The sequence below is a fragment of the Citrobacter sp. 21OH12SH02A-Citro genome, from assembly GCF_027919895.1.
Lineage (GTDB): Bacteria > Pseudomonadota > Gammaproteobacteria > Enterobacterales > Enterobacteriaceae > Citrobacter > Citrobacter braakii.
In genome coordinates this window covers 4,497,547-4,522,666 of sequence record NZ_CP114801.1, presented here as the reverse complement: position 1 = coordinate 4,522,666, position 25,120 = coordinate 4,497,547, and the positions used below count along the sequence as shown (strand labels likewise).

Annotated in this window: 20 protein-coding genes and 1 pseudogene; 13 read left to right on the top strand and 8 right to left on the bottom strand. The window is 54.9% G+C overall.

From position 1 onward, the window contains the following. Positions 1-41: 41 nt before the first annotated feature. From soxR to O6D90_RS21790, 3 genes are all read left to right on the top strand, one after another. Positions 42-500: a redox-sensitive transcriptional activator SoxR gene (gene soxR / locus O6D90_RS21800; RefSeq protein ID WP_016155363.1), complete on the top strand. Its 459-nt coding sequence runs from the start codon at positions 42-44 to the stop codon at positions 498-500. A 604-nt stretch (positions 501-1,104) separates the two neighbouring features. Beyond that, positions 1,105-2,454 carry a guanine/hypoxanthine transporter GhxP gene (gene ghxP / locus O6D90_RS21795; RefSeq protein WP_016155449.1) on the top strand — a complete coding sequence of 450 codons (1,350 nt, stop codon included), beginning with the start codon at positions 1,105-1,107 and terminating at the stop codon, positions 2,452-2,454. Between the two features lie 157 nt (positions 2,455-2,611). Next, positions 2,612-4,258, top strand: coding sequence for a Na+/H+ antiporter (locus O6D90_RS21790; RefSeq protein ID WP_016155450.1), 1,647 nt, complete (start codon positions 2,612-2,614; stop codon positions 4,256-4,258). An 84-nt stretch (positions 4,259-4,342) separates the two neighbouring features. Here the strand turns inward: O6D90_RS21790 and O6D90_RS21785 are convergent, their stop codons facing one another. After that, positions 4,343-5,233, bottom strand: coding sequence for a LysR family transcriptional regulator (locus O6D90_RS21785; RefSeq protein WP_016155366.1), 891 nt, complete (start codon positions 5,231-5,233; stop codon positions 4,343-4,345). 101 nt (positions 5,234-5,334) lie between these two features. Between O6D90_RS21785 and O6D90_RS21780 the strand changes: the two genes are divergently transcribed. Then, positions 5,335-5,745, top strand: coding sequence for a CidA/LrgA family protein (locus O6D90_RS21780; protein ID WP_016155367.1), 411 nt, complete (start codon positions 5,335-5,337; stop codon positions 5,743-5,745). Continuing rightward, positions 5,738-6,427: an LrgB family protein gene (locus O6D90_RS21775; RefSeq protein ID WP_016155451.1), complete on the top strand. Its 690-nt coding sequence runs from the start codon at positions 5,738-5,740 to the stop codon at positions 6,425-6,427. Before O6D90_RS21780 ends, O6D90_RS21775 begins: the two co-directional genes overlap by 8 nt. Positions 6,428-6,469: 42 nt before the next feature. Here the strand turns inward: O6D90_RS21775 and actP are convergent, their stop codons facing one another. The 3 genes from actP to acs all read right to left on the bottom strand — a co-directional run bounded on the left by actP (position 6,470) and on the right by acs (position 10,625). Further along, a complete protein-coding gene (gene actP, locus O6D90_RS21770) occupies positions 6,470-8,119 on the bottom strand; it encodes a cation/acetate symporter ActP (protein ID WP_016155369.1) in 1,650 nt (549 codons plus the stop codon). Then, positions 8,116-8,430 (bottom strand): DUF485 domain-containing protein, encoded by a 315-nt coding sequence (locus O6D90_RS21765; protein WP_016155370.1) that lies wholly within the window; start codon positions 8,428-8,430, stop codon positions 8,116-8,118. The genes actP and O6D90_RS21765 overlap by 4 nt, the downstream gene beginning before the upstream one ends. 236 nt (positions 8,431-8,666) lie before the next feature. Further along, the gene (acs, locus tag O6D90_RS21760) at positions 8,667-10,625 is read right to left on the bottom strand and encodes an acetate--CoA ligase (RefSeq protein ID WP_016155371.1); all 1,959 of its coding nucleotides are present in this window, start codon (positions 10,623-10,625) and stop codon (positions 8,667-8,669) included. A gap of 434 nt (positions 10,626-11,059) precedes the next feature. On the opposite strand from acs, the gene nrfA reads away from it, so the two are divergent. The 7 genes and pseudogenes from nrfA (at position 11,060) to gltP (ending at position 19,222) form a co-directional block, all read left to right on the top strand. Beyond that, on the top strand, positions 11,060-12,496 hold the full coding sequence (gene nrfA / locus O6D90_RS21755; RefSeq protein WP_016155372.1) for an ammonia-forming nitrite reductase cytochrome c552 subunit: 1,437 nt from the start codon (positions 11,060-11,062) through the stop codon (positions 12,494-12,496). Positions 12,497-12,540: 44 nt separating this feature from the next. Then, on the top strand, positions 12,541-13,107 hold the full coding sequence (gene nrfB / locus O6D90_RS21750; RefSeq protein WP_005132587.1) for a cytochrome c nitrite reductase pentaheme subunit: 567 nt from the start codon (positions 12,541-12,543) through the stop codon (positions 13,105-13,107). Next, a complete protein-coding gene (gene nrfC, locus O6D90_RS21745; RefSeq protein WP_016155373.1) occupies positions 13,104-13,775 on the top strand; it encodes a cytochrome c nitrite reductase Fe-S protein in 672 nt (223 codons plus the stop codon). The genes nrfB and nrfC overlap by 4 nt, the downstream gene beginning before the upstream one ends. After that, a complete protein-coding gene (gene nrfD / locus O6D90_RS21740; RefSeq protein ID WP_016155452.1) occupies positions 13,772-14,728 on the top strand; it encodes a cytochrome c nitrite reductase subunit NrfD in 957 nt (318 codons plus the stop codon). The genes nrfC and nrfD overlap by 4 nt, the downstream gene beginning before the upstream one ends. 8 nt (positions 14,729-14,736) lie before the next feature. Beyond that, positions 14,737-16,948, top strand: a pseudogene (gene nrfF, locus O6D90_RS21735) (heme lyase NrfEFG subunit NrfF). Beyond that, positions 16,945-17,565, top strand: a complete 621-nt coding sequence (nrfG, locus tag O6D90_RS21730) for a heme lyase NrfEFG subunit NrfG (protein WP_016155455.1) — start codon at positions 16,945-16,947, stop codon at positions 17,563-17,565. Before nrfF ends, nrfG begins: the two are co-directional and overlap by 4 nt. Positions 17,566-17,908: 343 nt before the next feature. Then, on the top strand, positions 17,909-19,222 hold the full coding sequence (gene gltP, locus O6D90_RS21725) for a glutamate/aspartate:proton symporter GltP (RefSeq protein ID WP_016155456.1): 1,314 nt from the start codon (positions 17,909-17,911) through the stop codon (positions 19,220-19,222). Positions 19,223-19,272: 50 nt separating this feature from the next. On the opposite strand, the gene yjcO is transcribed toward gltP, so the two are convergent. Continuing rightward, the gene (gene yjcO, locus O6D90_RS21720) at positions 19,273-19,962 is read right to left on the bottom strand and encodes a Sel1 family TPR-like repeat protein YjcO (RefSeq protein ID WP_016155379.1); all 690 of its coding nucleotides are present in this window, start codon (positions 19,960-19,962) and stop codon (positions 19,273-19,275) included. Between the two features lie 103 nt (positions 19,963-20,065). Beyond that, positions 20,066-22,213, bottom strand: a complete 2,148-nt coding sequence (gene fdhF / locus O6D90_RS21715; RefSeq protein ID WP_082201324.1) for a formate dehydrogenase subunit alpha — start codon at positions 22,211-22,213, stop codon at positions 20,066-20,068. Between the two features lie 288 nt (positions 22,214-22,501). Between fdhF and O6D90_RS21710 the strand changes: the two genes are divergently transcribed. After that, the gene (locus tag O6D90_RS21710) at positions 22,502-23,233 is read left to right on the top strand and encodes a response regulator (protein WP_016155458.1); all 732 of its coding nucleotides are present in this window, start codon (positions 22,502-22,504) and stop codon (positions 23,231-23,233) included. A 14-nt stretch (positions 23,234-23,247) separates the two neighbouring features. On the opposite strand, the gene O6D90_RS21705 is transcribed toward O6D90_RS21710, so the two are convergent. Together O6D90_RS21705 and O6D90_RS21700 are read right to left on the bottom strand one after the other, a co-directional pair. After that, a complete protein-coding gene (locus O6D90_RS21705; RefSeq protein WP_087121875.1) occupies positions 23,248-24,252 on the bottom strand; it encodes a carbohydrate kinase family protein in 1,005 nt (334 codons plus the stop codon). Beyond that, entirely contained in the window at positions 24,249-25,109 is an 861-nt protein-coding gene (locus O6D90_RS21700; RefSeq protein ID WP_016155460.1) for a ketose 1,6-bisphosphate aldolase, read from the bottom strand. Before O6D90_RS21700 ends, O6D90_RS21705 begins: the two co-directional genes overlap by 4 nt. Between the last annotated feature and the right edge of the window lie 11 nt (positions 25,110-25,120).

The following is a 25,120-nucleotide window of genomic DNA, read 5'->3' as shown; positions in this document are numbered from 1 at the left end:
GCGAGTATAATTCCTCAAGTTAACTTGAGGTAAAGCGATTTATGGAAAAGAAATTACCCCGAATAAAAGCGCTGCTTACGCCAGGTGAAGTCGCAAAGCGTAGCGGCGTAGCGGTATCAACCCTGCATTTCTATGAAAGCAAAGGGTTAATCAGCAGTATGCGCAACAGCGGCAATCAGCGCCGATACAGACGTGATGTGTTGCGTTATGTGGCGATTATCAAGATTGCTCAACGCATCGGGATCCCGTTGGCAACGATTGGTGACGCGCTCGGCGTATTACCTGAAGGACATTCGCTCAGTGCTAAAGAGTGGAAGCAGCTCTCTTCGCAATGGCGTGAAGAGCTGGATCGACGCATTCATACTTTAGTGGCGCTACGCGATGAACTGGATGGGTGTATTGGTTGCGGTTGTTTGTCGCGCAGCGATTGCCCGTTGCGTAACCCAGGCGATCAGCTTGGCGAGAAGGGGACCGGGGCGCGTCTGCTGGAAGATGATTGATGTGAAATATCTGATGGATGGACGGATATAAAACTAAAGCGCCACAGAGGGCGCTTTAGTTTGGTTCCGGTCTTTGTCTTTCACTCTATCCCGCTGGTTCACGGGAGGGTTTCCCCCGACATCAACACCCCTCAGTCGAGCACATTAGGTGAGGTTCCGGTCTGTGTTGATAATGTAATTGTAAGCCACCTCTCTCCATTTACCAGTGAAATGGTGATTTTTTAGCCAAAAAATTTTCCGCATCTTCACCGGTTTTCTTGCGCAAGTTTGCGTGAAAAAGGCACACCGATGTTGTAATAACTCCGCAAATTTTGTTGCCAGACTGCGCATTGACGATAACGTTTGCGCATCGACTGATTATTTATTGTGCGTTATAAGAAGAAATGAGTAAAAAGCGGCAAAGTTCAGTTGAAAACCAGCGTATGATCGCTGGATAATCGTTTGCTTTTTTTTACCACCCGTTTTTTATGCGCGGAGCTAAACGTTTGCTTTTTTGCGACACCCCTATTGACGCAAACCTGGCACATGGAGAAAACGTTTAGCAGGCAGTGGATTGTCCAGCACGCATAATGACGAAAAAATAAACTCTCAGGGGATGTTTTCTATGTCTACGCCTTCAGCGCGTACCGGCGGTTCACTCGACGCCTGGTTTAAAATTTCGCTCCGCGGCAGTACCGTTCGTCAGGAAGTCGTTGCCGGATTAACGACGTTCCTGGCCATGGTCTACTCCGTTATCGTGGTTCCGGGGATGCTGGGTAAAGCCGGATTCCCGCCTGCCGCTGTATTTGTGGCAACCTGTCTGGTCGCGGGCGTCGGTTCTATTGTGATGGGCCTGTGGGCAAACCTGCCGCTGGCGATTGGTTGCGCCATTTCTTTGACGGCGTTTACCGCGTTCAGCCTGGTACTGGGACAACATATCAGCGTGCCTGTTGCGCTGGGTGCGGTGTTCCTGATGGGTGTCCTGTTTACCATCATTTCCGCGACCGGTATTCGTAGCTGGATCCTGCGCAATCTACCGCAGGGTGTTGCGCACGGTACGGGGATTGGTATCGGCCTGTTCCTGCTGCTGATTGCGGCAAACGGCGTGGGTCTGGTTATTAAAAACCCGCTGGACGGCCTGCCGGTTGCGCTGGGCGATTTCGATACCTTCCCGGTGATTATGTCGTTGGTAGGTCTGGCGGTGATTATTGGCCTCGAAAAACTGAAAGTACCGGGCGGCATCCTGCTGACTATTATCGGTATTTCCGTAGTGGGTCTGATTTTCGACCCGGCCGTACATTTCTCCGGTATTTTTGCCATGCCGTCTCTGAGCGACGAAAACGGCAACTCGCTGATCGGTAGCCTGGATATTATGGGCGCACTAAACCCAATCGTACTGCCGAGCGTGCTGGCGCTGGTCATGACCGCTGTCTTCGATGCGACCGGAACCATCCGTGCGGTAGCCGGACAGGCGAATCTGCTGGATAAAGACGGACAGATTATTGACGGCGGCAAAGCGCTGACCACCGACTCCCTGAGCAGCGTGTTCTCTGGCCTGGTGGGCGCTGCACCGGCGGCGGTTTATATTGAATCCGCAGCGGGTACGGCGGCAGGCGGCAAAACCGGCCTGACGGCGATCACCGTTGGCGTACTGTTCCTGCTGATCCTGTTCCTCTCTCCGCTCTCTTATCTTGTACCAGTATATGCAACGGCACCTGCGCTGATGTATGTGGGCCTGCTGATGTTGAGCAACGTAGCGAAAATCGACTTTGCTGACTTTGTCGACGCTATGGCGGGGCTGGTAACGGCCGTATTTATCGTGCTGACCTGTAACATCGTGACCGGCATTATGATTGGCTTTGCTACCCTGGTGATTGGCCGTATCGTCTCTGGCGAATGGCGCAAACTGAACATCGGCACAGTGGTCATCGCCATCGCGCTGGTGGCCTTCTACGCTGGTGGTTGGGCTATCTAATCCTCATTTGATGAAGATTCTGAAAACGGGTGGCTTTGGCCGCCCGTTTTTATTTTCACAACACTCTCGTTGTCTTTTGCGTTACTCTCAAGTAGATAGAATTGAGGCACGACGCCTCTCATCACTGATCATAAGAAACATCGCAAACAGGGAACGCATGGAAATCTTTTTCACCATACTCATCATGACCCTTGTGGTCTCGCTGTCGGGGGTTTTTACTCGCGTATTGCCATTCCAACTCCCTTTACCCCTTATGCAGATCGCCATCGGCGCCTTGCTGGCGTGGCCGACGTTTGGTTTGCATGTGGAATTCGATCCTGAGCTTTTTCTGGTTCTGTTCATCCCGCCGCTGCTCTTCGCCGATGGCTGGAAGACGCCAACCCGTGAGTTTCTGGAGCACGGGCGAGAGATCTTCGGCCTTGCGCTGGCGCTGGTTCTGGTCACGGTGGTCGGGATTGGCTTTATGATTTACTGGCTGGTGCCGGGGATCCCTCTCATCCCGGCCTTTGCGCTGGCCGCTGTCCTGTCGCCAACCGATGCCGTTGCGCTTTCCGGCATAGTGGGCGAGGGACGCATACCGAAGAAAATCATGGGTATCCTGCAGGGCGAAGCGTTGATGAACGACGCCTCCGGTCTGGTATCACTGAAATTTGCCGTCGCCGTGGCGATGGGCACGATGGTGTTTACGGTTGGTGGCGCAACGCTTGAGTTCTTCAAGGTAGCGATTGGCGGTATCCTGGCCGGTTTTGTCGTCAGTTGGCTGTACGGGCGCTCCCTGCGTTTTCTCAGCCGCTGGGGTGGTGATGAACCGGCAACGCAAATCGTTCTGCTGTTCCTGCTGCCGTTTGCGTCTTACCTGATTGCGGAACACATCGGTGTTTCCGGCATCCTCGCGGCGGTCGCAGCCGGGATGACCATCACCCGTTCCGGGGTAATGCGCCGGGCGCCGCTGGCGATGCGTTTACGTGCTAACAGCACCTGGGCGATGCTGGAGTTTGTGTTTAACGGCATGGTTTTCTTGCTGTTAGGACTGCAGTTGCCGGGGATTCTGGAGTCTTCTTTGGCGGCGGCAGAAGCCGATCCGAATGTTGAAATCTGGATGCTGTTTACCGATATCGTGCTGATTTACGTGGCGCTGATGCTGGTACGTTTTGGCTGGCTGTGGACGATGAAGAAGTTTAGCCTGCGCTTCCTGAAGAAAAAGCCGATGGAGTTTGGTTCCTGGACGACGCGTGAAATCATGATCGCCTCCTTTGCGGGCGTGCGTGGGGCCATTACTCTCGCCGGTGTGCTCTCTATTCCGTTGCTGTTACCGGATGGTAGCGGCTTCCCGGCGCGATATGAGCTGATCTTCCTTGCCGCGGGCGTGATTCTGTTCTCGCTGTTTGTTGGCGTGGTGATGCTGCCGCTTCTGCTGCAACACCTGGAAGTGGCAGACCACTCGCAGCAGCAGAAAGAGGAACGAATTGCCCGCGCTGCCACGGCGGAAGTGGCGATTGTCGCCATCCAGAAAATGGAGGAGCGTCTGGCCGCAGATACCGAAGAGAACATCGACAATCAGTTGCTCACCGAGGTGAGTTCACGCGTCATCGGTAACCTGCGTCGACGCGCCGACGGACGCAACGACGTAGAAAGCTCGATGCAGGAAGAAAACCTCGAGCGGCGTTTCCGTCTGGCGGCCCTGCGTTCCGAGCGCGCGGAACTTTATCACCTGCGCGCCACGCGGGAAATCAGCAATGAAACGCTGCAAAAACTGCTGCACGATCTGGATTTGCTGGAAGCGCTGTTGATCGAGAACGAATAAACGGTTGTGCCTGATGGCGCTACGCTTATCAGGCCTACGGAATCCAATTGTAGGTCTGATAAGCGTTAAGCCGCATCCGGCATGTTACGACTCTTGCGTTAGCCAGAACCCTTCACAGCATTTGAGCCACGCCTGGGCGCTGTGCGACAGATACACACCTTCGCGCCAAATCATGCCCAACTGCCAGCGTAAATCACTCTCCAAAGGGATCCAGCGCAGCGTCTGCTTATCCAACCGCTGGCAAATCGGCTCCGGTAAAATGGCGATCCCGACTCCGGCTTGCACCATCGCCGCCAGAAAATCCCACTGCCCACTGCGTACCGCGATGCGGGGTTTGACGTTGTGCTGGTTAAACAGCTCAAGCAGCTGACGGCTCAACGCGAAATCTTCGTTATAGATAAGCAGGGGATGCTCCGCTAACGCCTCGGGGGAAATGGATTCACACGTTGTCCACTGACCGGAACGGGGGACCAGCACGCAGAGCGGATGGCTAAAAAGCGGTAAGGTCGCCAGGCCGCTCTCTTCTTCAACCGGCAGCGCGGTCATCGCGACATCCAGATCGCCGTTCATCACCGCCTGCTGGACGGTTAAGCCTCCAAATTCAGATACCTTCAGCTCCACGCCGGGATAGCGCTGGCGAAACAGGCTGATAGGCCCGGCCATCAACATACCGACCATGGGCGGGATGCCGAGGCGCAGCACTCCCTTGTTGAGGTGATTAATGTCGCTGAGTTCTGCTTCGAGCTGGCGAAACTCGGCGAGGATCGCCAGGCCGCGTTCGAAAACAACCTGTCCGGTGTCGGTTAACAGCAGTCGCCGACCGTCGCGGATTAACAGCGTGCAGTTAAGCTCGTCTTCAAGGTTCTTCAACATCTTGCTGATGGTGGGCTGGGTGACAAAAAGCTTCTCCGCTGCGCGGGTAAAGCTCTGCTGACGAACCACCTCAACAAAATAGCGCAGCGTTCTGATATCCATGATTATTCCTTAAGACTATGCCTGCAATGAGTTTAATTCATTTCAGTCCTGGACGGGGGCTCTCTATACTGGCGCTCTCTATTTTTTAAGGACATACCCTCATGGCTGTGGCGATAAGCCGCGTGACGCCTGCCGTTATTCATCGACTCCAGATCCCCGTTCAGGTTCTGTTGTACGCAGGTCTATTTGTATTTGCTCAATATCTTGTCTCCTGGTTGCATCTGCCGCTTCCTGCCAACCTGGTTGGGATGGTGCTGATGTTGGCGCTGATTGTCTGCCGGGTTATCCCGTTGAACTGGATTCGCGCAGGCGCTCGCTGGTTACTGGCTGAAATGTTGCTGTTTTTTGTTCCGGCGGTGGTGGCTGTCGTCAACTATACGCAGCTGTTGTTGGTCGATGGTTGGCGCATATTTGCCGTCATTGCGCTAAGTACGTTGATGGTGCTTGGCGCAACGGCGTGGGTCGTGGATAAAGTGTATCGCTATGAAATGAGCAGGCTAAACCGTGAGTAATTTCCAGCTAAGCGTGCTGTGTCTGGTGATTACGCTGGGCATCTATTTTGCCAACAAGCGCCTGTATCGCCGTTTTCGTAAATTACCGCTGATGCCGTTAGTGTTCACTCCTGCGCTGCTGGTCCTGATACTGGTCTTTGGGCATATCTCCTGGCAAAACTATATTGGTGAATCGCACTGGCTGCTGTGGCTGTTAGGCCCTGCGACCATCGCCTTTGCCGTTCCGGTCTATGACAACCTTGCCGTGATTAAGCGGCACTGGATGTCACTGACGGCGGGCGTGGTGACGGCAACGCTGGTGGCCGTTACCAGTTCCGTGTGGCTGGCGCGTCTGTTTATGTTGCCTGATGAAATCCAGCGTAGCCTGGCGGTGCGCTCCGTCACCACGCCGTTTGCGCTGGCAGCAGCAGAGCCGTTGGGCGGGCAACCAGACCTGGTGGCATTGTTCGTGGTAGTGACCGGTGTATTTGGTATGGCGGTTGGCGATGTACTGTTTTTACGGCTTTCTATTCGGGAAGGGATGGCGAAAGGCGCAGGATTTGGCGCAGCCTCGCATGGTGCGGGCACGGCGCGCTCTTATGAGCTCGGCCAGCAGGAGGGCGTGGTCGCCAGCCTGGTGATGATGCTTTCCGGCGTGGTGATGGTGCTGGTAGCGCCGCTGGTCGCGATGGTGATGTTCTGAAAAAATGCCCCGGTCGTTCAGACCGGGGATGAGGAGGAGTGGTTAGTGCGCGCGACCTTGTTCTACGCCGTACCCGGTCTGGGAACGGATGAACTGGGCACGGAACTGCTCGCGTTCGCGATTACCTTCTTCTGAGTTATCGGTAGCAGAGAAGAACCAGATCCCGAGGAACGCTACGCTGATGGAGAACAGCGCCGGATATTCATACGGGAAAATGGCTTTTTCGTGACCAAGGATCTGGACCCAAATCGTCGGGCCAAGCACCATCAGCACCACCGCCGTCAGCAGACCTAACCAGCCGCCCAACATCGCGCCACGCGTGGTCAGTCTTGACCAGTACATGGAGAGCAGAATGATCGGGAAGTTGCAGCTGGCTGCGATAGCAAACGCCAGACCTACCATGAAGGCGATATTCTGGTTCTCAAACAGCACGCCGAGCAGGATGGCAATCACGCCCAACACCAGTACGGTGATTTTCGACACCTTCAGTTCTTCACGTTCGGTTGCGCCTTTACGGAACACGTTGGCATACAGGTCGTGAGAAACGGCCGATGCGCCCGCCAGCGTCAGGCCTGCAACCACCGCCAGGATGGTGGCAAACGCCACGGCTGAGATGAAGCCCAGGAACAGGTTGCCGCCCACCGCATTTGCCAAGTGAACCGCCGCCATGTTGTTACCGCCGATCAGCGCGCCAGCAGCGTCTTTATACGCCGGGTTAGCGCCCACCAGCATGATCGCGCCAAAGCCGATGATAAAGGTCAGGATGTAGAAATAACCCATAAAACCGGTGGCATAGAACACGCTCTTACGCGCTTCTCGGGCATCGCTGACCGTGAAGAAGCGCATCAGGATGTGCGGCAAGCCTGCCGTACCAAACATCAGGCCGAGACCTAACGATAGGGCGGAGATCGGATCTTTTACCAGTCCGCCCGGGCTCATAATGGCTGAACCTTTCGGGTGTACCGCCATTGCTTCGGTGAACAGGTTGTTGAAGCTAAAGCCGACGTGCTTCATCACCATAAAGGCCATAAAGCTGGCGCCGAACAGCAGCAGAACGGCTTTGATGATCTGTACCCAGGTGGTCGCCAGCATGCCGCCAAACAGGACGTACATCATCATCAGTACGCCAACCAGTACGACGGCGATGTGATAGTTCAGACCAAACAGCAGCTCAATCAGCTTACCTGCGCCCACCATCTGGGCGATCAGATACAGCGCGACCACCACCAGAGAACCACAGGCCGACAGAATACGGATTGGTCCTTGCTTCAGACGATAAGAAGCAACATCTGCAAAGGTGTAACGACCCAGGTTACGCAGACGCTCAGCAATCAGGAACAGGATAATTGGCCAGCCGACCAGGAAGCCGAGTGAATAGATCAGCCCGTCATAACCGGAGGTAAACACCAGCGCGGAAATCCCGAGAAACGATGCCGCCGACATATAGTCGCCCGCAATCGCCAGCCCGTTCTGGAAACCAGTGATGTTGCCGCCGGCGGTGTAGTAGTCATTACGCGAACGTACGCGCTTAGACGCCCAGTAAGTAATACCGAGCGTAAAGATGACGAAAATCAGGAACATGACAATCGCCTGCCAGTTGGTTGGCTGGCGTTGGACTGCACCGCTAATAGCATCCGCCGCGTTTGCGGCGAAGGGCAGCGTGGCGGCAAGCGCCGTCAGGACTCTCTTCATGATGCTTTAACCTCGTGCAGAACCGCATTGTTCAGGCGGTCGAATTCACCGTTTGCCCGCCAGATATAGATCCCGGTCAGGATGAAGGAGATGAGGATCACACCGACCCCAATCGGAATACCCCGGGTGACGCTGGTTCCCGCGTGTAGCGGCGTACCCAGCCAGCCAGGCGCAAAGGCAATCAGTAAAATAAAGCTGATGTAAACTGCCAGCATGATGATGGACAGAATGGTGGCAAACCGTTGCCTTTTTTCAACTAACTCCCTGAAACGCGCACTGTCTTCTATCCGCTGATAAATAGAGTCATTCATCACAGAGTTCTCCAGAGGCCCCCTTCGTCTTTCACGTTGCAAGTGTGTTGGCCGCACTCGCCCACCTCAGTCACATAGTGAACTATGCTCCTGGGGATGCGCTCGCTTGCCGCCTTCCTGCAACGCGAAATCCTTTGGGGTGGGTTATTATATTTTCCCTCCCGGTCAGGGGAGGGGTAGGGGTAGGATTTGTAGGCCCGATAAGCCGCGCACCATCGGGCATTTCACGGTTGTGGTTATGATGGCATCGCGATGGCCTGCTTCTCTTCGAGCAGTTTCTCTACCACGCCAGGATCGGCGAGGGTCGAGGTATCGCCCAGATTGCTGGTATCGCCCGCCGCGATTTTACGCAGAATACGGCGCATGATTTTGCCGGAGCGGGTTTTCGGCAGTGAGTCGGTCCAGTGCAGCACGTCTGGCGTTGCCAGCGGACCAATTTCTTTACGTACCCAGTTGCGCACTTCGGCGTACAGCTCAGGTGACGGCTCTTCGCCGTGATTCAGCGTGACGTAGGCGTAGATCGCCTGGCCTTTAATATTATGCGGAATACCCACCACCGCGGCCTCGGCGATCTTCGGATGCGACACCAGCGCCGATTCGATTTCTGCCGTTCCCAGACGGTGGCCAGAAACGTTCAGCACATCGTCCACACGACCGGTGATCCAGTAATAGCCATCTTCGTCACGACGCGCGCCATCGCCGCTGAAGTACATATTCTTGAAGGTAGAAAAGTAGGTCTGCTCAAAGCGTTCGTGATCGCCAAACAGCGTTCTCGCCTGGCCCGGCCACGAGTCGGTAATCACCAGGTTGCCTTCGGTCGCGCCTTCCAGCGGATTACCCTCGTTATCGACAATCGCAGGCTGTACGCCAAAGAACGGACGGGTTGCGGAACCCGCTTTCAGCTCGGTGGCGCCCGGCAGCGGGGTGATCATGAATCCACCGGTTTCGGTCTGCCACCAGGTATCGACGACCGGGCATTTTTCGTTGCCGATCTTCTTCCAGTACCACTCCCATGCTTCCGGGTTAATCGGCTCGCCAACGGAACCCAGGATACGCAGCGAGGAGCGGTCAGTGCCTTCAATCGCTTTATCACCTTCTGCCATCAGGGCGCGGATGGCGGTCGGCGCGGTATACAGAATATTGACCTGGTGCTTGTCCACAACCTGCGACATACGCGCCGGGGTTGGCCAGTTTGGCACGCCTTCGAACATCAGCGTGGTTGCGCCGCAGGCCAACGGACCATACAGCAGGTAGCTGTGCCCGGTTACCCAACCCACGTCAGCGGTACACCAATAAATATCGCCCTGATGGTAGTCAAACACGTACTTAAAGGTGGTTGCGGCGTAGACCAGATATCCGCCGGTGGTATGCAGTACGCCTTTTGGCTTGCCGGTTGAACCGGAGGTATAGAGGATAAACAGCGGATCTTCCGCGTTCATTTCTTCCGGCTGATGTTCCGGGCTGGCTTTCTCGATAAGATCGGACCACCACAAGTCACGGCCTTCCTGCCATTCCGTTTTTCCACCGGTACGTTTGAGGACGACCACATGTTCAACGGTTTTCACGTTCGGGTTTTTCAGCGCATCATCGACGTTCTTTTTCAGCGGGATGGCGCGGCCGGCGCGCACGCCTTCGTCGGCGGTGATCACCAGACGTGAATTGGAGTCGATGATACGTCCGGCGACCGCCTCTGGTGAAAAACCACCGAAGATGACCGAATGCACCGCGCCAATGCGGGCGCAAGCCAGCATAGCAACCGCCGCTTCCGGCACCATCGGCATATAAATGGCCACCACGTCGCCTTTTTTAATGCCTAAATCCAGTAGCGTATTGGCGAAACGGCAAACATCGCGATGCAGTTCGCGATAAGTAATGTTTTTGCTTTGGGTGGCGTCATCGCCTTCCCAGATGATGGCGGTGCGATCGCCATTTGCCTGTAAATGACGGTCAAGGCAGTTTGCGGCCAGGTTCAGGGTGCCGTCTTCGTACCATTTAATCGACACGTTGCCTGGTGCGAAGGAGGTGTTCTTCACCTGGCTGTACGGCTTGATCCAATCAAGTATCTTTCCCTGCTCGCCCCAAAATGTGTCGGGTTCGTTAACGGATTGCTGGTATTTCTCTTCGTACTGCTCCGGGTTTATCAGGCAACGATCCGCAATGTTTGCGGGAATAGCGTGTTTATGTATTTGGCTCATGGCTTTTGTTCTCCTTGTAGGATGTTAATAATATGTCTCATAAACGTTAAATGTAGGGGCTTTGAGAGTTTTGTTTAGTATTTGCGCGGCAGATCACGCAATAAACGAATTGTGCAAATTAGCGGCAAACTTAATTTTGAAGGGAACTAGCAAAAATTGATTAAATCTCGCGATAACATGTAGTTATCTAAAGGATTATTGAAAAGGTGATCTATCTCTGAATTAGACAAAAGAGTGAGGAGTTAGAGGGGGTTTATAACTCTAAAGTGGTATTTTACATACACTTACAATTGATTAAAGACAACATTTTCAGTGTGGTTTCTTGTTACAAATAGGGTGGAGCAATGTCATGACAGTATTCGTGTGGTTGCTGTTATGGAAAACAATAAAAGAACCGCCATTGCAGATAATGGCGTCATCTGGATGAGACCCCTATGGCAAGGATAAAATCACGCGTACGCCGTTTCTTCAGCCTGTTATTACCTTTATTATTTATTTCTGCTGTTCACGCTGAACAAACTCCTGTACCCGCAAAAACCGTCACCGTTGAAGCGAAGAATGAAACCTTCGCTCCTCAGCATCCCGATCAATATCTCTCCTGGAAAGCCACGTCTGAGCAATCAGCCCGTGAAGATGCGCTGGCAGAAGATCCGCGTCTGGTGATCCTGTGGGCGGGATATCCATTCTCGCGCGATTACAACAAACCGCGTGGACACGCCTATGCCGTGACCGATGTACGTGAAACCTTACGTACCGGCGCACCAAAAACGGCTGAAGACGGTCCGCTGCCGATGGCCTGCTGGAGCTGTAAAAGCCCGGACGTAGCGCGTCTGATCCAGAAAGATGGTGAAGATGGCTACTTCCACGGTAAATGGGCGCGCGGCGGTCCAGAAATTGTTAACAATCTCGGCTGTGCAGATTGCCATAACACTGCGTCACCAGACTTCGCCAAAGGCAAGCCAGAGCTGACGCTGTCGCGTCCTTATGCAGAACGCGCGATGGAAGCAATCGGCAAACCGTTTGAGAAAGCCGGTCGCTTTGATCAGCAATCCATGGTCTGCGGTCAGTGCCACGTGGAATACTACTTCGACGGTAAAAACAAAGCCGTTAAGTTCCCGTGGGACGAGGGCATGAAAGTCGAGAACATGGAGAAATACTACGACACCATCGCCTTCTCTGACTGGACCAACTCCCTGTCGAAAACGCCGATGCTGAAAGCGCAGCACCCGGAATATGAAACCTGGAGCGCGGGCATTCACGGCAAGAACAACGTGACCTGTATCGACTGTCACATGCCGAAAGTGCAAAACGCGGAAGGCAAGATCTACACCGACCATAAGATTGGTAACCCGTTCGATAACTTTGCTCAGACCTGTGCGAACTGTCACACCCAGGATAAAGCGTCCCTGCAAAAAGTGGTCGCCGAGCGTAAACAGGCTATTCATGACCTGAAAATCAAGGTCGAAGATCAGCTGGTTCATGCGCACTTCGAAGCGAAAGCTGCATGGGATGCGGGCGCGACTGAAGCGGAAATGAAGCCGATTCTGGAAGATATCCGTCACGCACAATGGCGCTGGGACCTGTCTATCGCCTCACACGGTATTCACATGCACGCTCCGGAAGAGGGTCTGCGGATGCTGGGTAGTGCGATGGATAAAGCCGCCGATGCGCGTACCAAACTGGTCCGTCTGCTGGCGACTAAAGGCATCACCCATGAAATCCCGTTACCGGATATCTCTACCAAAGAGAAAGCCCAGGCGGCGATTGGTCTGAACATGCAGCAAATCAATGCTGAGAAGCAGGACTTCATCAAAACGGTGATTCCGCAGTGGGAAGATCAGGCGCGTAAAAACGGTCTGTTAAGCCAATAACCCCATTTCGCCCCGTCAGGGGCGGATAACTCAACGGAGTGAATATGAGCGTATTACGTTCGTTATTAACTGCTGGGGTGCTGGCGTCAGGCTTGTTCTGGAGCCTGAGTGGAATCACTGCCACGCCAACGCCGCAGGAGTCGGATCAACGCTGGACGGTTACCCAACAGCGTAATCCGGATGCCGCCTGTCTGGATTGTCACAAGCCAGATACCGAAGGTATGCATGGTAAGCATGCAGAAGTCATCAACCCGAATAACAAACTGCCGGTCACCTGCACCAACTGTCACGGCCAGCCGTCACCGAACCACCGTGAAGGGGTGAAGGATGTGATGCGCTTTAATGAGCCGATGTACAACGTTGAACAGCAGAACAGCGTCTGTATGTCCTGCCACCTGCCTGAGCAGCTACAAAAAGCGTTCTGGCCACACGATGTTCACGTAACCAAAGTGGCGTGTGCCAGCTGTCACTCACTGCATCCGAAGCAAGACACGATGCAGACGCTAAGTGATAAAGGACGGATCAAGATTTGCGTCGATTGCCACAGCGATCAGCGTAACAATCCGAACTTTAACCCGGCGTCGGTTCCGTTGCTTAAGGAGCATCCATGAGTTGCTCTCGTCGCCAGTTTATCACCCGCGTCGGCGCGCTGGTGGCAGTGAGCGGGACGGCGGGACGCGTTGTGGCGAAGACGCTGAACATCAACGGCGTACGTTACGGTATGGTACATGATGAGTCACTATGCATCGGCTGTACGGCCTGCATGGATGCTTGCCGGGAAGTAAACAACGTGCCGGAAGGGGTATCGCGTCTGACGATTATTCGCAGCGAGCCGCAGGGGACGTTTCCTGATGTGAAGTATCGTTTTTTCCGTCATTCGTGCCAGCATTGCGACCATGCCCCCTGCGTTGACGTCTGCCCGACGGGGGCATCGTATCGCGATGCCGCCAGCGGTATTGTGGATGTGAACCCGGACCTGTGCGTTGGCTGCCAGTACTGTATCGCCGCGTGTCCTTATCGCGTGCGCTTTATCCATCCGGTTAGCAAAACGGCGGATAAATGCGATTTCTGTCGGAAAACCAATCTGAAAGCGGGCAAGCAGCCCGCCTGCGTTGAGTCGTGTCCGACGAAGGCGCTGACGTTTGGTAATCTGGACGATCCCAACAGCGATATCTCCCGCTTGTTGCTGCAGAAAACCACCTACCGTTACAAGCTGGCGTTGGGCACAAAACCGAAGGTCTACCGCGTTCCCTTTAAATTTGGGGAGGTGAGCCAATGACATCCGCTTCTGCATTTCATTTTGAATCACTGGTGTGGGACTGGCCCATTGCCATCTATCTGTTCCTGATTGGCATCTCCGCCGGACTGGTCACGCTGGCGATTCTGCTGCGTCGTTTCCATCCGGAGGCGGGCGGTTCTGACAGCACGCTGCTACGCACTACGCTGGTGTTAGGGCCGGGGGCGATTATCTTCGGTCTGCTGATTCTGGTGTTCCACCTGACGCGTCCATGGACCTTCTGGAAACTGATGTTCCACTACAGCTTCACTTCGGTGATGTCGATGGGAGTCATGTTGTTCCAGTTGTACATGGTGGTGCTGGTGCTGTGGCTGGCAAAAATCTTTGAAAAAGAGGTGATTGCTCTGCAACAGCGCTGGCTGCCGCGATTAGGGATCGTACAGAAAATGCTGACGTTGATTGCGCCGTTTCATCGCGCGCTGGAGACGTTAATGCTGGTGCTGGCGGTCCTGCTCGGGGCGTACACCGGTTTTCTGCTGTCGGCGCTGAAATCCTACCCGTTCCTGAATAACCCGATCCTGCCGGTGCTGTTCCTGTTCTCCGGGATCTCCTCCGGCGCGGCGGTGGCGCTGATCGCCATGGCGTTACGTCATCGTAGCAATCCGCACAGTACCGAAGCGCACTTTGTGCATCGCATGGAAGTCCCGGTGGTATGGCTGGAGATCTTCCTGCTGGCGGCGTTTTTCGTCGGCCTGGCGCTGGGCGATGACGGCAAAATGCGCGCGCTGGCGGCGGCACTGGGCGGCGGATTCTGGACCTGGTGGTTCTGGCTGGGCGTGGCCGGGCTTGGGCTGATACTGCCGATGCTGCTAAAACCTTGGGCCAACCGCAGTTCGACGTTTCATGGCGTGCTGGCAGTGTGCGGTGCCAGCCTGACCGGCGTACTGCTGCTGCGCTTTTTTATTCTCTATGCGGGTCAGCTAACCGTTGCGTAAGGTGATATCTGGACGTTCTCCTTCCTGAAGCCGGTTTTCTGGCACTGTTGTTAAGCCTCGGGGTCAACGTGTTGACCCCGCTTGCCGTGCTGGTGGGTGTCCGCCAGCGCTGGCAAGGCGTAATGCGCCTGGCAAGCGTGGGCATGTGGACGCAATTTTCGCTGCTGCTGCTGGCCTTTGCCATTCTGATATTCTGCTTTCTGACCAGCGACTTTTCGGTGGTCTACGTTGCTCAGCATAGCTACAGCCTGCTGCCGTGGGGATTAAAACTGGCGGCGGTGTGGGGCGGGCATGAAGGATCGCTGCTGCTGTGGGTGCTGTTTCTTTCCGGCTGGAGCGCGCTGTTCGCCTTGCGCTATCGGCGTGATTCCGACCTGCTGTTTCCGTTAACGCTCAGCGTCCTCGCACTGATAACGGCCCTGCTGCTGCTGTTTGTGGTGATATGGTCCGATCCGTTCGTGCGTATCTTCCCGCCAGCCATTGAAGGGCGCGACCTTAACCCGATGCTGCAACATCTCGGGTTAATCCTCCATCCGCCGCTGCTGTACCTGGGTTACGGTGGCTTGATGGTGGCGGCAGGCGTGGCGCTGGCCTCGCTGCTGCGCGGTGACTTTAATGCGCAGAGCGCCGGGGTGTGCTGGCGCTGGGCGCTGCCTGGCTGGTGTGCGCTGACGCTGGGGATTATCCTCGGCTCCTGGTGGGCTTACTGCGAGTTGGGCTGGGGCGGCTGGTGGTTCTGGGACCCGGTAGAAAATGCCTCCTTATTACCCTGGCTTTCCGCCAGTGCGCTGCTGCATAGTCTGTTCATCACGCGCCAACGTGGGATCTTCCGCCACTGGTCGCTGCTGCTGGCGATCGTCACGCTGATTTTATCGCTGCTGGGGACGCTGATTGTGCGTTCCGGCATTCTCGTTTCCGTGCACGCTTTTGCGCTGGATAACGTCCGCGCCACGCCGCTGTTCGCGCTGTTTACCGTATTGAGCCTGGCATCGCTCGGGCTGTACGCCTGGCGGGGACAGCAAGTCCGCCAGAATGCGCGTTTTGGCGGCTGGTCGCGCGAGATGCTGATTCTGGTCGCGCTATTACTTTTTTGCGCGGTGCTGCTGATTGTGCTGATTGGCACCCTTTACCCGATGATTTACGGGTTGTTCGGCTGGGGGCGGCTCTCCGTGGGCGCACCGTACTTTAACCGTGCTACGCTGCCCTTTGGCCTGCTGATGCTGCTGGTTATCGTGCTGGCGACGATCAGAAGCCGCAAAGTGCCTGTGCGTTGCCAGCTTCCGGCACTGCTGGCGCATGCCGGGGTGCTGGTGTTTGCGGCTGGGATCGTCTTTTCCAGCGGTAGTCGTCAGGAGATAAGCCTGAATCTGAGCCCCGGGCAGCAGGTGGAACTGGCGGGCTATATTTTTCGTTTTGAGCGTCTCGACCTGGAAGCAAAAGGTAACTACACCAGTGAAAAAGCGCAGATCACGCTGTGGCAGAATGAGAAACGCATTGGCAGCCTGCAGCCTGAAAGACGCTTCTATGCCGCGCGCCGTCAACAGATGATGGAGCCGGGGATCCGCTGGAATCTGATGCATGACTGGTATGCGGTAATCGGCGAAAAAACCGGACCGGACCGTTATGCCATGCGCTTGTACGTACAGACCGGCGTGCGCTGGATTTGGGGCGGGGGACTGTTAATGGTCTGTGGTGCGCTGCTGAGCGGATGGCGAGGGAGAAAGCGCGATGCATAAACTAATCAACGCGTTGCCGGATGGCGGCGAACGGGGTGTGAAAACGGTAGGTCGGATAAGCGCAGCGCCATCCGGCAGAACATGTTTACTCTTAGCTATCATTTTGTTTTTCATCGCCTTCGCGACACATGCCCAGGTTGTGGACACATGGACTTTTGCCAACCCGCAACAACAGGAAAAAGCGTTGTCTATTGCCAGTCAACTGCGCTGTCCACAGTGTCAAAACCAAAACTTGCTGGAATCCAATGCGCCGGTAGCGGTCAGTATGCGCCACCAGGTTTATAGCATGGTGGCGGAAGGGAAAAGTGAAGCCGAGATAACGACGTGGATGACCGATCGCTACGGTGATTTTGTGCGCTACAACCCGCCGTTGAATGAGCAAACGCTGCTGCTGTGGGCGTTGCCGTGCCTGCTGTTATTGCTGGTGGGCGTGGTGGTCTGGCGGGTGAGACGGCGCCAGCGCGTAGAGGAGGATGTGCAATGAGCCAGTCCAACCATTCCCCTGCGCCGTTACGCCCACTCCCCGTGAAGTGGCTGACCGCTGCGACGGTGCTGATGGTTGTAGCCTGCATCGGAGGTTATCTGTTGACGCCCAAATGGCAGGCGGTGCGTCAGGAACAGACGCGGCTGGCGGACCCATTACATGCGTTCGCCGATGAAAATATTCAGGAAAAACAGCTGCTTTTGCTGCAATCGCAAATTCGTGCTAATCCGCAGGACGGTGTGAAATGGGCGCAACTCGGTGAGTACTATCTTTGGCAAAACGCGTATCATAATGCGCTGCTTGCCTACGAGCAGGCGCTGCGTGTAGGGGGTGAAAATGCTGAGATCTATTCAGCGCTGGCAACGGTATTGTATTACCAGGCCGGGCAGCATATGACACCGCCCACTCGCGAGATGATTGATAAGGCTCTGGCGCTGGACCCGACAGAGGTCACTGCGCTGATGCTGTTAGCCTCAGATGCGTTTATGCAGGCAGACTACGCCCAGGCCATTTCAGTGTGGCAAAAAGTTATGGATTTAAACTCGCCGAGGGTGAACCGGGCACAGCTCATTGACTCTATTAATATGGCGAAGTTGTTGCAGAATCGGCAAAAATAAATTTGTTTCTTTTGTGATTTGTATCATTTGGCCTGTTTAAAAAACAGGCGAACGAACAAATGAGCAAAAAAACTCACGCCATGACTTCTTCATTTTTGAACATATTAAAATTCTTTTATAACAAAAAGTTATTCATCAATACCCCGATAAAATTGCATTTTTATGCATAAATTCAGCTGAAGGCTCTGTTCCTGGAGGGTTGCGCGAGACAGTACGCAAATGATAATGATAATAAGCGTTAAAAAACTCCATAAACGAACGCAACACAATTCATACCCTTTCAGTATGTACTATTACCACACACCGCATGTGGAATAGCGCTCCATCGAGGAAGTCCGTTGTTATGAAAAATTTGAAAGTCAGCCTGGCATGGCAGATTCTGATCGCTATGGTGCTGGGCATTCTGCTGGGGAGTTACCTGCATTACCATAGTGACAGCCGTGAATGGCTGGTTGTAAACCTGCTGTCACCGGCGGGCGATATCTTTATCCATCTGATCAAAATGATTGTGGTGCCCATTGTTATCTCTACGCTGGTTGTCGGTATCGCCGGGGTCGGTGATGCAAAACAGCTGGGCCGTATTGGCGCCAAAACTATTCTCTATTTCGAAGTGATCACCACCGTGGCGATTATCCTTGGTATCACGCTGGCGAATGTGTTCCAGCCAGGCACCGGGGTGGATATGTCGCAACTGGCGACCGTGGATATTTCGAAATATCAAAGCACGACCGCAGAAGTACAGAGCCACGCGCATGGCCTGATGGGGACAATTTTGTCACTGGTGCCAACCAACATCGTCGCATCGATGGCAAAAGGCGATATGCTGCCGATTATCTTCTTCTCGGTGCTGTTCGGTTTAGGTCTGTCTTCCCTGCCGGCAACTCACCGCGAGCCGTTGGTTACCGTATTCCGCTCTATTTCCGAAACCATGTTTAAAGTCACTCACATGGTTATGCGCTACGCGCCAGTCGGCGTTTTCGCGCTGATTGCCGTTACCGTCGCGAACTTCGGTTTTGCCTCCTTGTGGCCGCTGGCGAAGCTGGTGCTGTTGGTGCATTTCGCCATTCTGTTCTTCGCGCTGGTGGTGCTGGGGATCGTGGCGCGCATCTGCGGTTTGAGCATCTGGATCCTGATCCGCATTCTGAAAGACGAGCTGATTCTGGCTTACTCTACAGCCAGCTCCGAGAGCGTACTGCCGCGTATTATTGAGAAGATGGAAGCCTATGGCGCGCCAGCTTCAATCACCAGCTTTGTGGTGCCGACCGGCTACTCATTCAACCTTGATGGTTCAACTCTGTACCAGAGTATCGCCGCTATCTTTATCGCGCAGCTGTACGGTATCGACCTGTCGCTGTGGCAGGAAATCGTGCTGGTGTTGACGCTGATGGTGACCTCGAAAGGGATTGCGGGTGTGCCGGGCGTATCATTCGTGGTGCTGCTGGCTACGCTGGGCAGCGTGGGGATCCCACTGGAAGGCCTGGCGTTTATCGCCGGTGTTGACCGTATCCTCGACATGGCGCGTACCGCGCTGAACGTGGTGGGTAATGCGCTGGCGGTACTGGTTATCGCCAAGTGGGAACACAAATTTGACCGCAAGAAAGCGCTGGCCTATGAGCGCGACGTGCTGGGTAGATTTGATAAGACCGCTAATCAGTAATTCATGACAGCTTGCCGGATAAGCGTAGCGCCATCCGGCAATGCAAATCATTACCCGTTTGTTAACTTATCAAACTCTTCGCAGCCGGTATCGAATCCTTCCATACAGCTCAGATTCAGCCAGTGCAGCGCCTTCTGTTTATTCTTCACGATAAATCCCTGTTCACCGTTTAAGAACATCATCCCTGCCCAGTATTCGGAATAACCAGTGCGGGAAATGGCTGAGCTTCGTTTGAAATACCACGTCGCTTTCTCATCGTCAGCGGGAATGCCCACGCCGTTGGCGTAAATCAGGCCGAGCAGCATTTGTGCGTCGACGGCGGAGTCATTTTCCAGGTCTTCGGAGGCGTTTTGCAGCAAGGTAATGGCTTTAGGGTAATCGGTACGTCCAGCCTGGGTGTTGACCAGAATCCGCGCCAGGGTAAGTTCTCCCGCTTTACTGCCTGCTTTGGCTGCTTTTTCCGCCAGCGTTTTAGCCTGGGGGTAATCCAGACTGACCGGATTCGTAATTTTGATTTGCGCCAGTAGCGCGCAGGCGTCGGCATCGCCGTTGTCGGCGGCTTTTTGCGCCCAATACTCGGCTTTGCTCAAATCGCCCGAACTGAACCAGGTATCGGCAAGAAAGTACTGTGCGCGACGGTCCCCTGCCTCAGCGGCCTGCAAGTACTGGCTTCCTGGCTCAGTATCACTGGCATGGGCAAAGAATGTCATAAAGAACATCAATGCAATGAGTTGTTTCATTTTGAGTTTTATTTAGGGTACGGAATGAACAGTATAAAGAGATCGTATGGATAAAAAAACAGCCTCCGGGCGGAGGCTGTTGCAGAACAGTTACGTAAACGGACTAACCCATCGCGCTTTCGCGCAGGCTGGCTTTCAGCTTGGTGTACTCATCAATGACATACTGCTCGGCAGCGCGCTGATCGGCAATGCGTTCAACGTTAACGGCACAGTACTTGTACTCCGGCGTTTTGGTAATCGGGCTTAAGTTCTCGGTTACCAGCTCATTACATGCGCCAATCCACCACTGGTAGGTCATGTAAATCGCGCCTTTGTTTGGACGATCGCTGACTGCTGCACGGGTAATGACCCGGCCTTTACGCGAGTTAACCCACACCAGCTCTTCATCCTGGATGCCCAGGCGTGCTGCGTCGGCGGTGTTGATCTGGGCATAGCCCGGTTCATCCGCCAGCGCGGCCAGCGCCGCACAGTTACCGGTCATCGAACGGCAAGAGTAGTGGCCGACTTCACGCACCGTGGACAGCACCATCGGGTACTCCTCAGTGAGTTTGTCGATTGGCGCTACCCAGTCGCAGGTAAAGAACTGCGCCAGGCCGTTCGGGGTATCGAACTTCTCTTTGAAGAGATAAGACGTACCCTGGTCGGCTTCTGAGGTGTCGCGGCAAGGCCACTGGATATAGCCCAGTTCACCCATTTTCTCGTAAGTGGCACCGTAGAAATCCGGGCACAGATGACGCAACTCATCCCAGATTTCCTGGGTGTTGTTGTAGTGCATCGGGTAGCCCATACGGGTGGCGATTTCACTGATAATCTGCCAGTCCGTTTTCAGATCCCACTTCGGCTCAACGGCTTTAAAGAAGCGCTGGAAGCCACGGTCAGCCGCGGAGAAGACGCCTTCATGCTCGCCCCATGACGTAGACGGTAAAATAACGTCTGCGGCAGCGGCAGTTTTGGTCATGAAGATATCCTGCACGATGACCAGTTCCAGATCCTCAAAGCCTTTGCGCACTGCGGAGAGTTCAGCATCAGTCTGTAATGGATCTTCACCCATAATGTACGCCGCGCGGACTTCGCCATGCGCCGCACGGTGCGGCAGTTCACTGATGCGATAGCCGGTATGTGCAGGCAGACTTTCCACGCCCCAGGCTTTAGCGAACTTCTCGCGGTTAGCCGGATCTTTCACATACTGATAGCCCGGATAAGTATCCGGTAGCGCGCCCATGTCGCATGCGCCCTGAACGTTGTTCTGGCCACGAACCGGGTTAACGCCCACGCTTGGCTTACCGAGGTTGCCGGTCAGCATTGCGAGGCTGGTCAGTGAACGCACGGTTTCCACACCCTGATAGAACTGGGTAACACCCATGCCCCACAGGATGGCCGCGCTTTTTGCCGTGGCGTACATACGAGCAGCCTGACGAATATCCTGTGCGCTAACGCCAGTGACATCTTCGACGGACTCCGGCGTGTAGCCTTCGACAATCTTGCTGTACTCTTCGAATCCTTCGGTACGGGAGGCGACGAACGCCTGGTCGTACAGTTTTTCTTCGATGATGACATGACCCATAGCGTTGAGCAGCGCGATGTTCGAGCCGTTTTTCAACGCGATGTGCATATCGGCAATACGCGCGGTTTCAATTTTGCGCGGATCGCAGACGATAATTTTCGCCCCGTTACGTTTAGCGTTAATCACGTGATTCGCCACGATCGGGTGGGAATCCGCCGGGTTGTACCCGAAGATGAACACTAAATCTGTGTTATCAATTTCATTGATAGCATTACTCATTGCGCCGTTACCGACCGATTGGTGCAGACCTGCAACCGAAGGGCCGTGTCAGACGCGAGCGCAGCAGTCAACGTTATTGGTACCAATAACGGCGCGCGCGAATTTTTGCATTACATAGTTGGTTTCGTTACCCGTACCGCGAGATGAACCGGTCGTCTGAATAGCGTCCGGGCCATACTTCGCTTTGATGGCGCTCAGACGAGTGGCGACGTAATCAAGCGCTTCATCCCAGGAAACGGATTCCAGTTTGCCGCCACGCTGGCGACGGATCATTGGGGTTTTCAGACGAGGGGTCAGGATCTGGGTATCATTGATAAAATCCCAGCCATAGTAGCCCTTCAGACACAAGGTACCCTGGTTGGTTTTCCCCTGCGCCGCTTCAGCCCGGACGATTTTGCCGTTATCGACCACCAGGTTGATTTTGCAACCTGATGCGCAATATGGGCAAACCGTGACGACTTTTTTCATCGGTCTCGCTCCAGTTAATCAAATCACGCATACGCGCTTGTCGCTTGAGTTATGCATCTTTTATGCCATGTTTTTATCAGGGGCATTAGTCGATATTACGGGCGAATTTTGCGCAAAACCCTGACGAAAAACAGGCTGTCGTCATATTTGACGTGACGAATCTCCAATACGTGACGGCCCGGCAGTGTGACCGAGGTTATGTTTCCCACACATCCTTGTGCCTTATCGCTGTCACTCTGTGCAGAATCAATCACACTCATTTAAGTTGGCCAGAAATGGGGAAAAACAATGAAGCCAGCCATACTGGTTGTGGATGATGACATCGCTGTCTGCACGCTTTTACAGGATGTGCTGAGCGAACACGTCTTTGCAGTGACCGCATGTCACACCGGGCAGGAGGCGCTGCGCTGCATTGAGACTCAGCCGGAAATCGCTCTGGTATTGCTGGACATGATGTTGCCTGATATTAACGGTCTGATGGTGCTGCAGCAGGTGCAAAAGATCAGACCCGGATTACCGGTGGTGATGCTGACTGGGCTTGGCAGCGAGTCGGATGTGGTTGTCGGGTTGGAAATGGGCGCTGACGACTACATCGGTAAACCGTTCAATGCGCGGGTGCTGGTGGCGCGGGTAAAGGCGGTACTCAGACGCGTCGGCGTGTTAACGGCAGAAAGCGGCAGCCCGCAAACTACGGGGCTTTCTTTTAACGGTTGGCATCTCGATACCGCCGGTTGCCAGTTACATAATCCTCAGCAACTGAAGGTGGAGTTGACGCAGGGGGAATACAGCCTGCTGCTGGCGCTGGCCCAAAACGCCCGCCGGGTACTTAGCCGAGAACAGTTGCTGGAACTGACGCGCAGCGACAGCGTTGAGGTGTTTGACCGCACCATTGACGTGCTAATCATGCGGTTACGGCGAAAAATAGAGAACAACCCGCATCAGCCGATGCTGATCAAAACCCTGCGCGGGCTGGGCTATGTGTTTGCCGCCGACGTTCAGCATCATGATAAGGCGGCGTAAACGTCTTATCCGGCCTACAAGGACGCTATATCGGCTTTTAGCTCTGCCAACGTTTTCGCGCCGTCTATCGCGTTGGCGCACAGCAAACTGGCCCGTGCGCAGGCGTGTGCCAGCCTGACGCTGTCCGTCAGCGACCAGCGTTCATGACAGCCATACAAAAATCCGGCGCAAAACGCATCTCCCGCCCCGACGCTGCCAACGATCTCCTCCGGCGCCAGGTACTGTGACGGGATCCAGACGCCCGGCAGATCCGGCGCTTCACCCCAGGCGCCTTCCGGACAGTGGATAACCACCCGCTGGCGAACGCCCGCATTCAGCAGTTCGCGCGCAGCGGTGGCGATGTGCGCAATATGCAGCTCCCCGTTGGGCTGGCGGATCTCCAGCCCGCTGAATTCCCCGGCTTCCAGCTCGTTAATTACCAGATAGTCGAGATGGCGCAGAGCTGGCATCACCAACGGCTGATAGCGCGGGTCGCCCTTGCGTGAAACCAGATCCAGTGATGTTTCAAAGCCGTTGTCGCGCATTTGCGCCAGCAGCCGTGCGCTACGCGTGCCGTACTCCTCATCCGGCATGTCCAGACTGTCGAGCAGCAGCAGATAGCCAAGATGGAAGATTTTCATCGAGGTATCCAGTTGCTCAAAAGCGGGCAGATCCAGCAGCCGGTTGGCACCGGGCGAGTGGAAAAAGGTGCGCTGACCGCTGGGATCGGTCATCACCTGTGACATCGACGTGGGGGCGAAAGTCGTGCGCTGCACATGTTGGCGATTAACATGATACTGCTCCAGCATCGCCATGATGTAGTCGCCGTCGCTATCCTGACCGATTAACCCCACCGCCTGCAGCGGCAGTCCGGTGTGCATTTTCGCCAGCGTCAGCAGTACGTTCAGCGGCGCACCGCCCGTCGCGCGTTCGCTACGGATGATTTCCGCCAGCCAGCCGCGTTCCGGCCACTGCACGATTTGATGCACATGATCGACCAGCATGTTGCCTGCGGCGATAACGCCTCTGCGTTCCATCAGACCCGTCCCGCGCTGCCAAAAATACGCATCTGTTCTGAAACGGTATCGGTAATGGCCTCTTCAATGGCGAGCAGCAGTTCGGCGAATTCGTCGTACAGGGGCTGACGATTCGCTATTCTTGTCTCTACCGCTGACAGCGCCGCCTGCGACATGCCGGTATAGAAGTTGATTTTGTGAATGCCGAGTTCAATTGCGCGCTTGAAATCGTCGTTGCTGATGCCGGAACCGCCGTGCAGTACCAGCGGGATCGCCGCCTGCTGGCGAAGGGCGTCAAGACGCGGAAAGTCGAGCACCGGTTCGCCTTTATATTTGCCGTGTGCATTACCAATGGCGACCGCCAGCGCGTCAATCCCGGTTCTGTCGACGAAATCACGCGCCATCATCGGGTCGGTAAATAGCGACTCGTCGGCATGACCATACAACGCGCCGCCCTCATCGCCTCCCACCGCGCCCAGTTCGGCTTCCACCGATACGCCGACGGCGTGACACATCTTCACCACTTCGCGGGTTTGACGAATATTTTCTTCATACTCCAGTGTGGAGCCATCAAACATCACTGAACTGAAACCTAAGCGCAGTGCCCGAACCACCGACTCAAAGTGCAGGCCGTGGTCAAGGTTCAGCACTACCGGAATGTCATGCCGCGCGGCTTCGTACTTGACCGCTTCGACCAGAGAATCCAACGAGATATATTTAAAATGCACCTCGGCGATGTTGATGATAAACGGCGAACGTTCCTGCTTTGCCGCGGCAAACAGCGCGCGCAGGAAGTGTGAGTCCAGAACGTTAAACGCCCCTAAGGCATAGCGGTGCTCGCGGGCATGGGCAAGGCCATCGGCGAGAGATATCAACGGCATAATGCGCTCCT

Bases quoted from the DNA above. Each gene is read 5' to 3' on its own strand.
- ghxP (WP_016155449.1), top strand. From the start codon at position 1,105: ATGTCTACGCCTTCAGCGCGTACCGGCGGTTCACTCGACGCCTGGTTT.
- yjcO (WP_016155379.1), bottom strand. From the start codon at position 19,962: ATGAAACAACTCATTGCATTGATGTTCTTTATGACATTCTTTGCCCAT.
- O6D90_RS21710 (WP_016155458.1), top strand. From the start codon at position 22,502: ATGAAGCCAGCCATACTGGTTGTGGATGATGACATCGCTGTCTGCACG.
- actP (WP_016155369.1), bottom strand. From the start codon at position 8,119: ATGAAGAGAGTCCTGACGGCGCTTGCCGCCACGCTGCCCTTCGCCGCA.
- acs (WP_016155371.1), bottom strand. From the start codon at position 10,625: ATGAGCCAAATACATAAACACGCTATTCCCGCAAACATTGCGGATCGT.
- O6D90_RS21700 (WP_016155460.1), bottom strand. From the start codon at position 25,109: ATGCCGTTGATATCTCTCGCCGATGGCCTTGCCCATGCCCGCGAGCAC.
- O6D90_RS21785 (WP_016155366.1), bottom strand. From the start codon at position 5,233: ATGGATATCAGAACGCTGCGCTATTTTGTTGAGGTGGTTCGTCAGCAG.
- soxR (WP_016155363.1), top strand. From the start codon at position 42: ATGGAAAAGAAATTACCCCGAATAAAAGCGCTGCTTACGCCAGGTGAA.
- O6D90_RS21790 (WP_016155450.1), top strand. From the start codon at position 2,612: ATGGAAATCTTTTTCACCATACTCATCATGACCCTTGTGGTCTCGCTG.
- O6D90_RS21780 (WP_016155367.1), top strand. From the start codon at position 5,335: ATGGCTGTGGCGATAAGCCGCGTGACGCCTGCCGTTATTCATCGACTC.
- gltP (WP_016155456.1), top strand. From the start codon at position 17,909: ATGAAAAATTTGAAAGTCAGCCTGGCATGGCAGATTCTGATCGCTATG.
- nrfG (WP_016155455.1), top strand. From the start codon at position 16,945: ATGAGCCAGTCCAACCATTCCCCTGCGCCGTTACGCCCACTCCCCGTG.
- O6D90_RS21765 (WP_016155370.1), bottom strand. From the start codon at position 8,430: ATGAATGACTCTATTTATCAGCGGATAGAAGACAGTGCGCGTTTCAGG.
- nrfA (WP_016155372.1), top strand. From the start codon at position 11,060: ATGGCAAGGATAAAATCACGCGTACGCCGTTTCTTCAGCCTGTTATTA.
- nrfB (WP_005132587.1), top strand. From the start codon at position 12,541: ATGAGCGTATTACGTTCGTTATTAACTGCTGGGGTGCTGGCGTCAGGC.
- nrfC (WP_016155373.1), top strand. From the start codon at position 13,104: ATGAGTTGCTCTCGTCGCCAGTTTATCACCCGCGTCGGCGCGCTGGTG.
- nrfD (WP_016155452.1), top strand. From the start codon at position 13,772: ATGACATCCGCTTCTGCATTTCATTTTGAATCACTGGTGTGGGACTGG.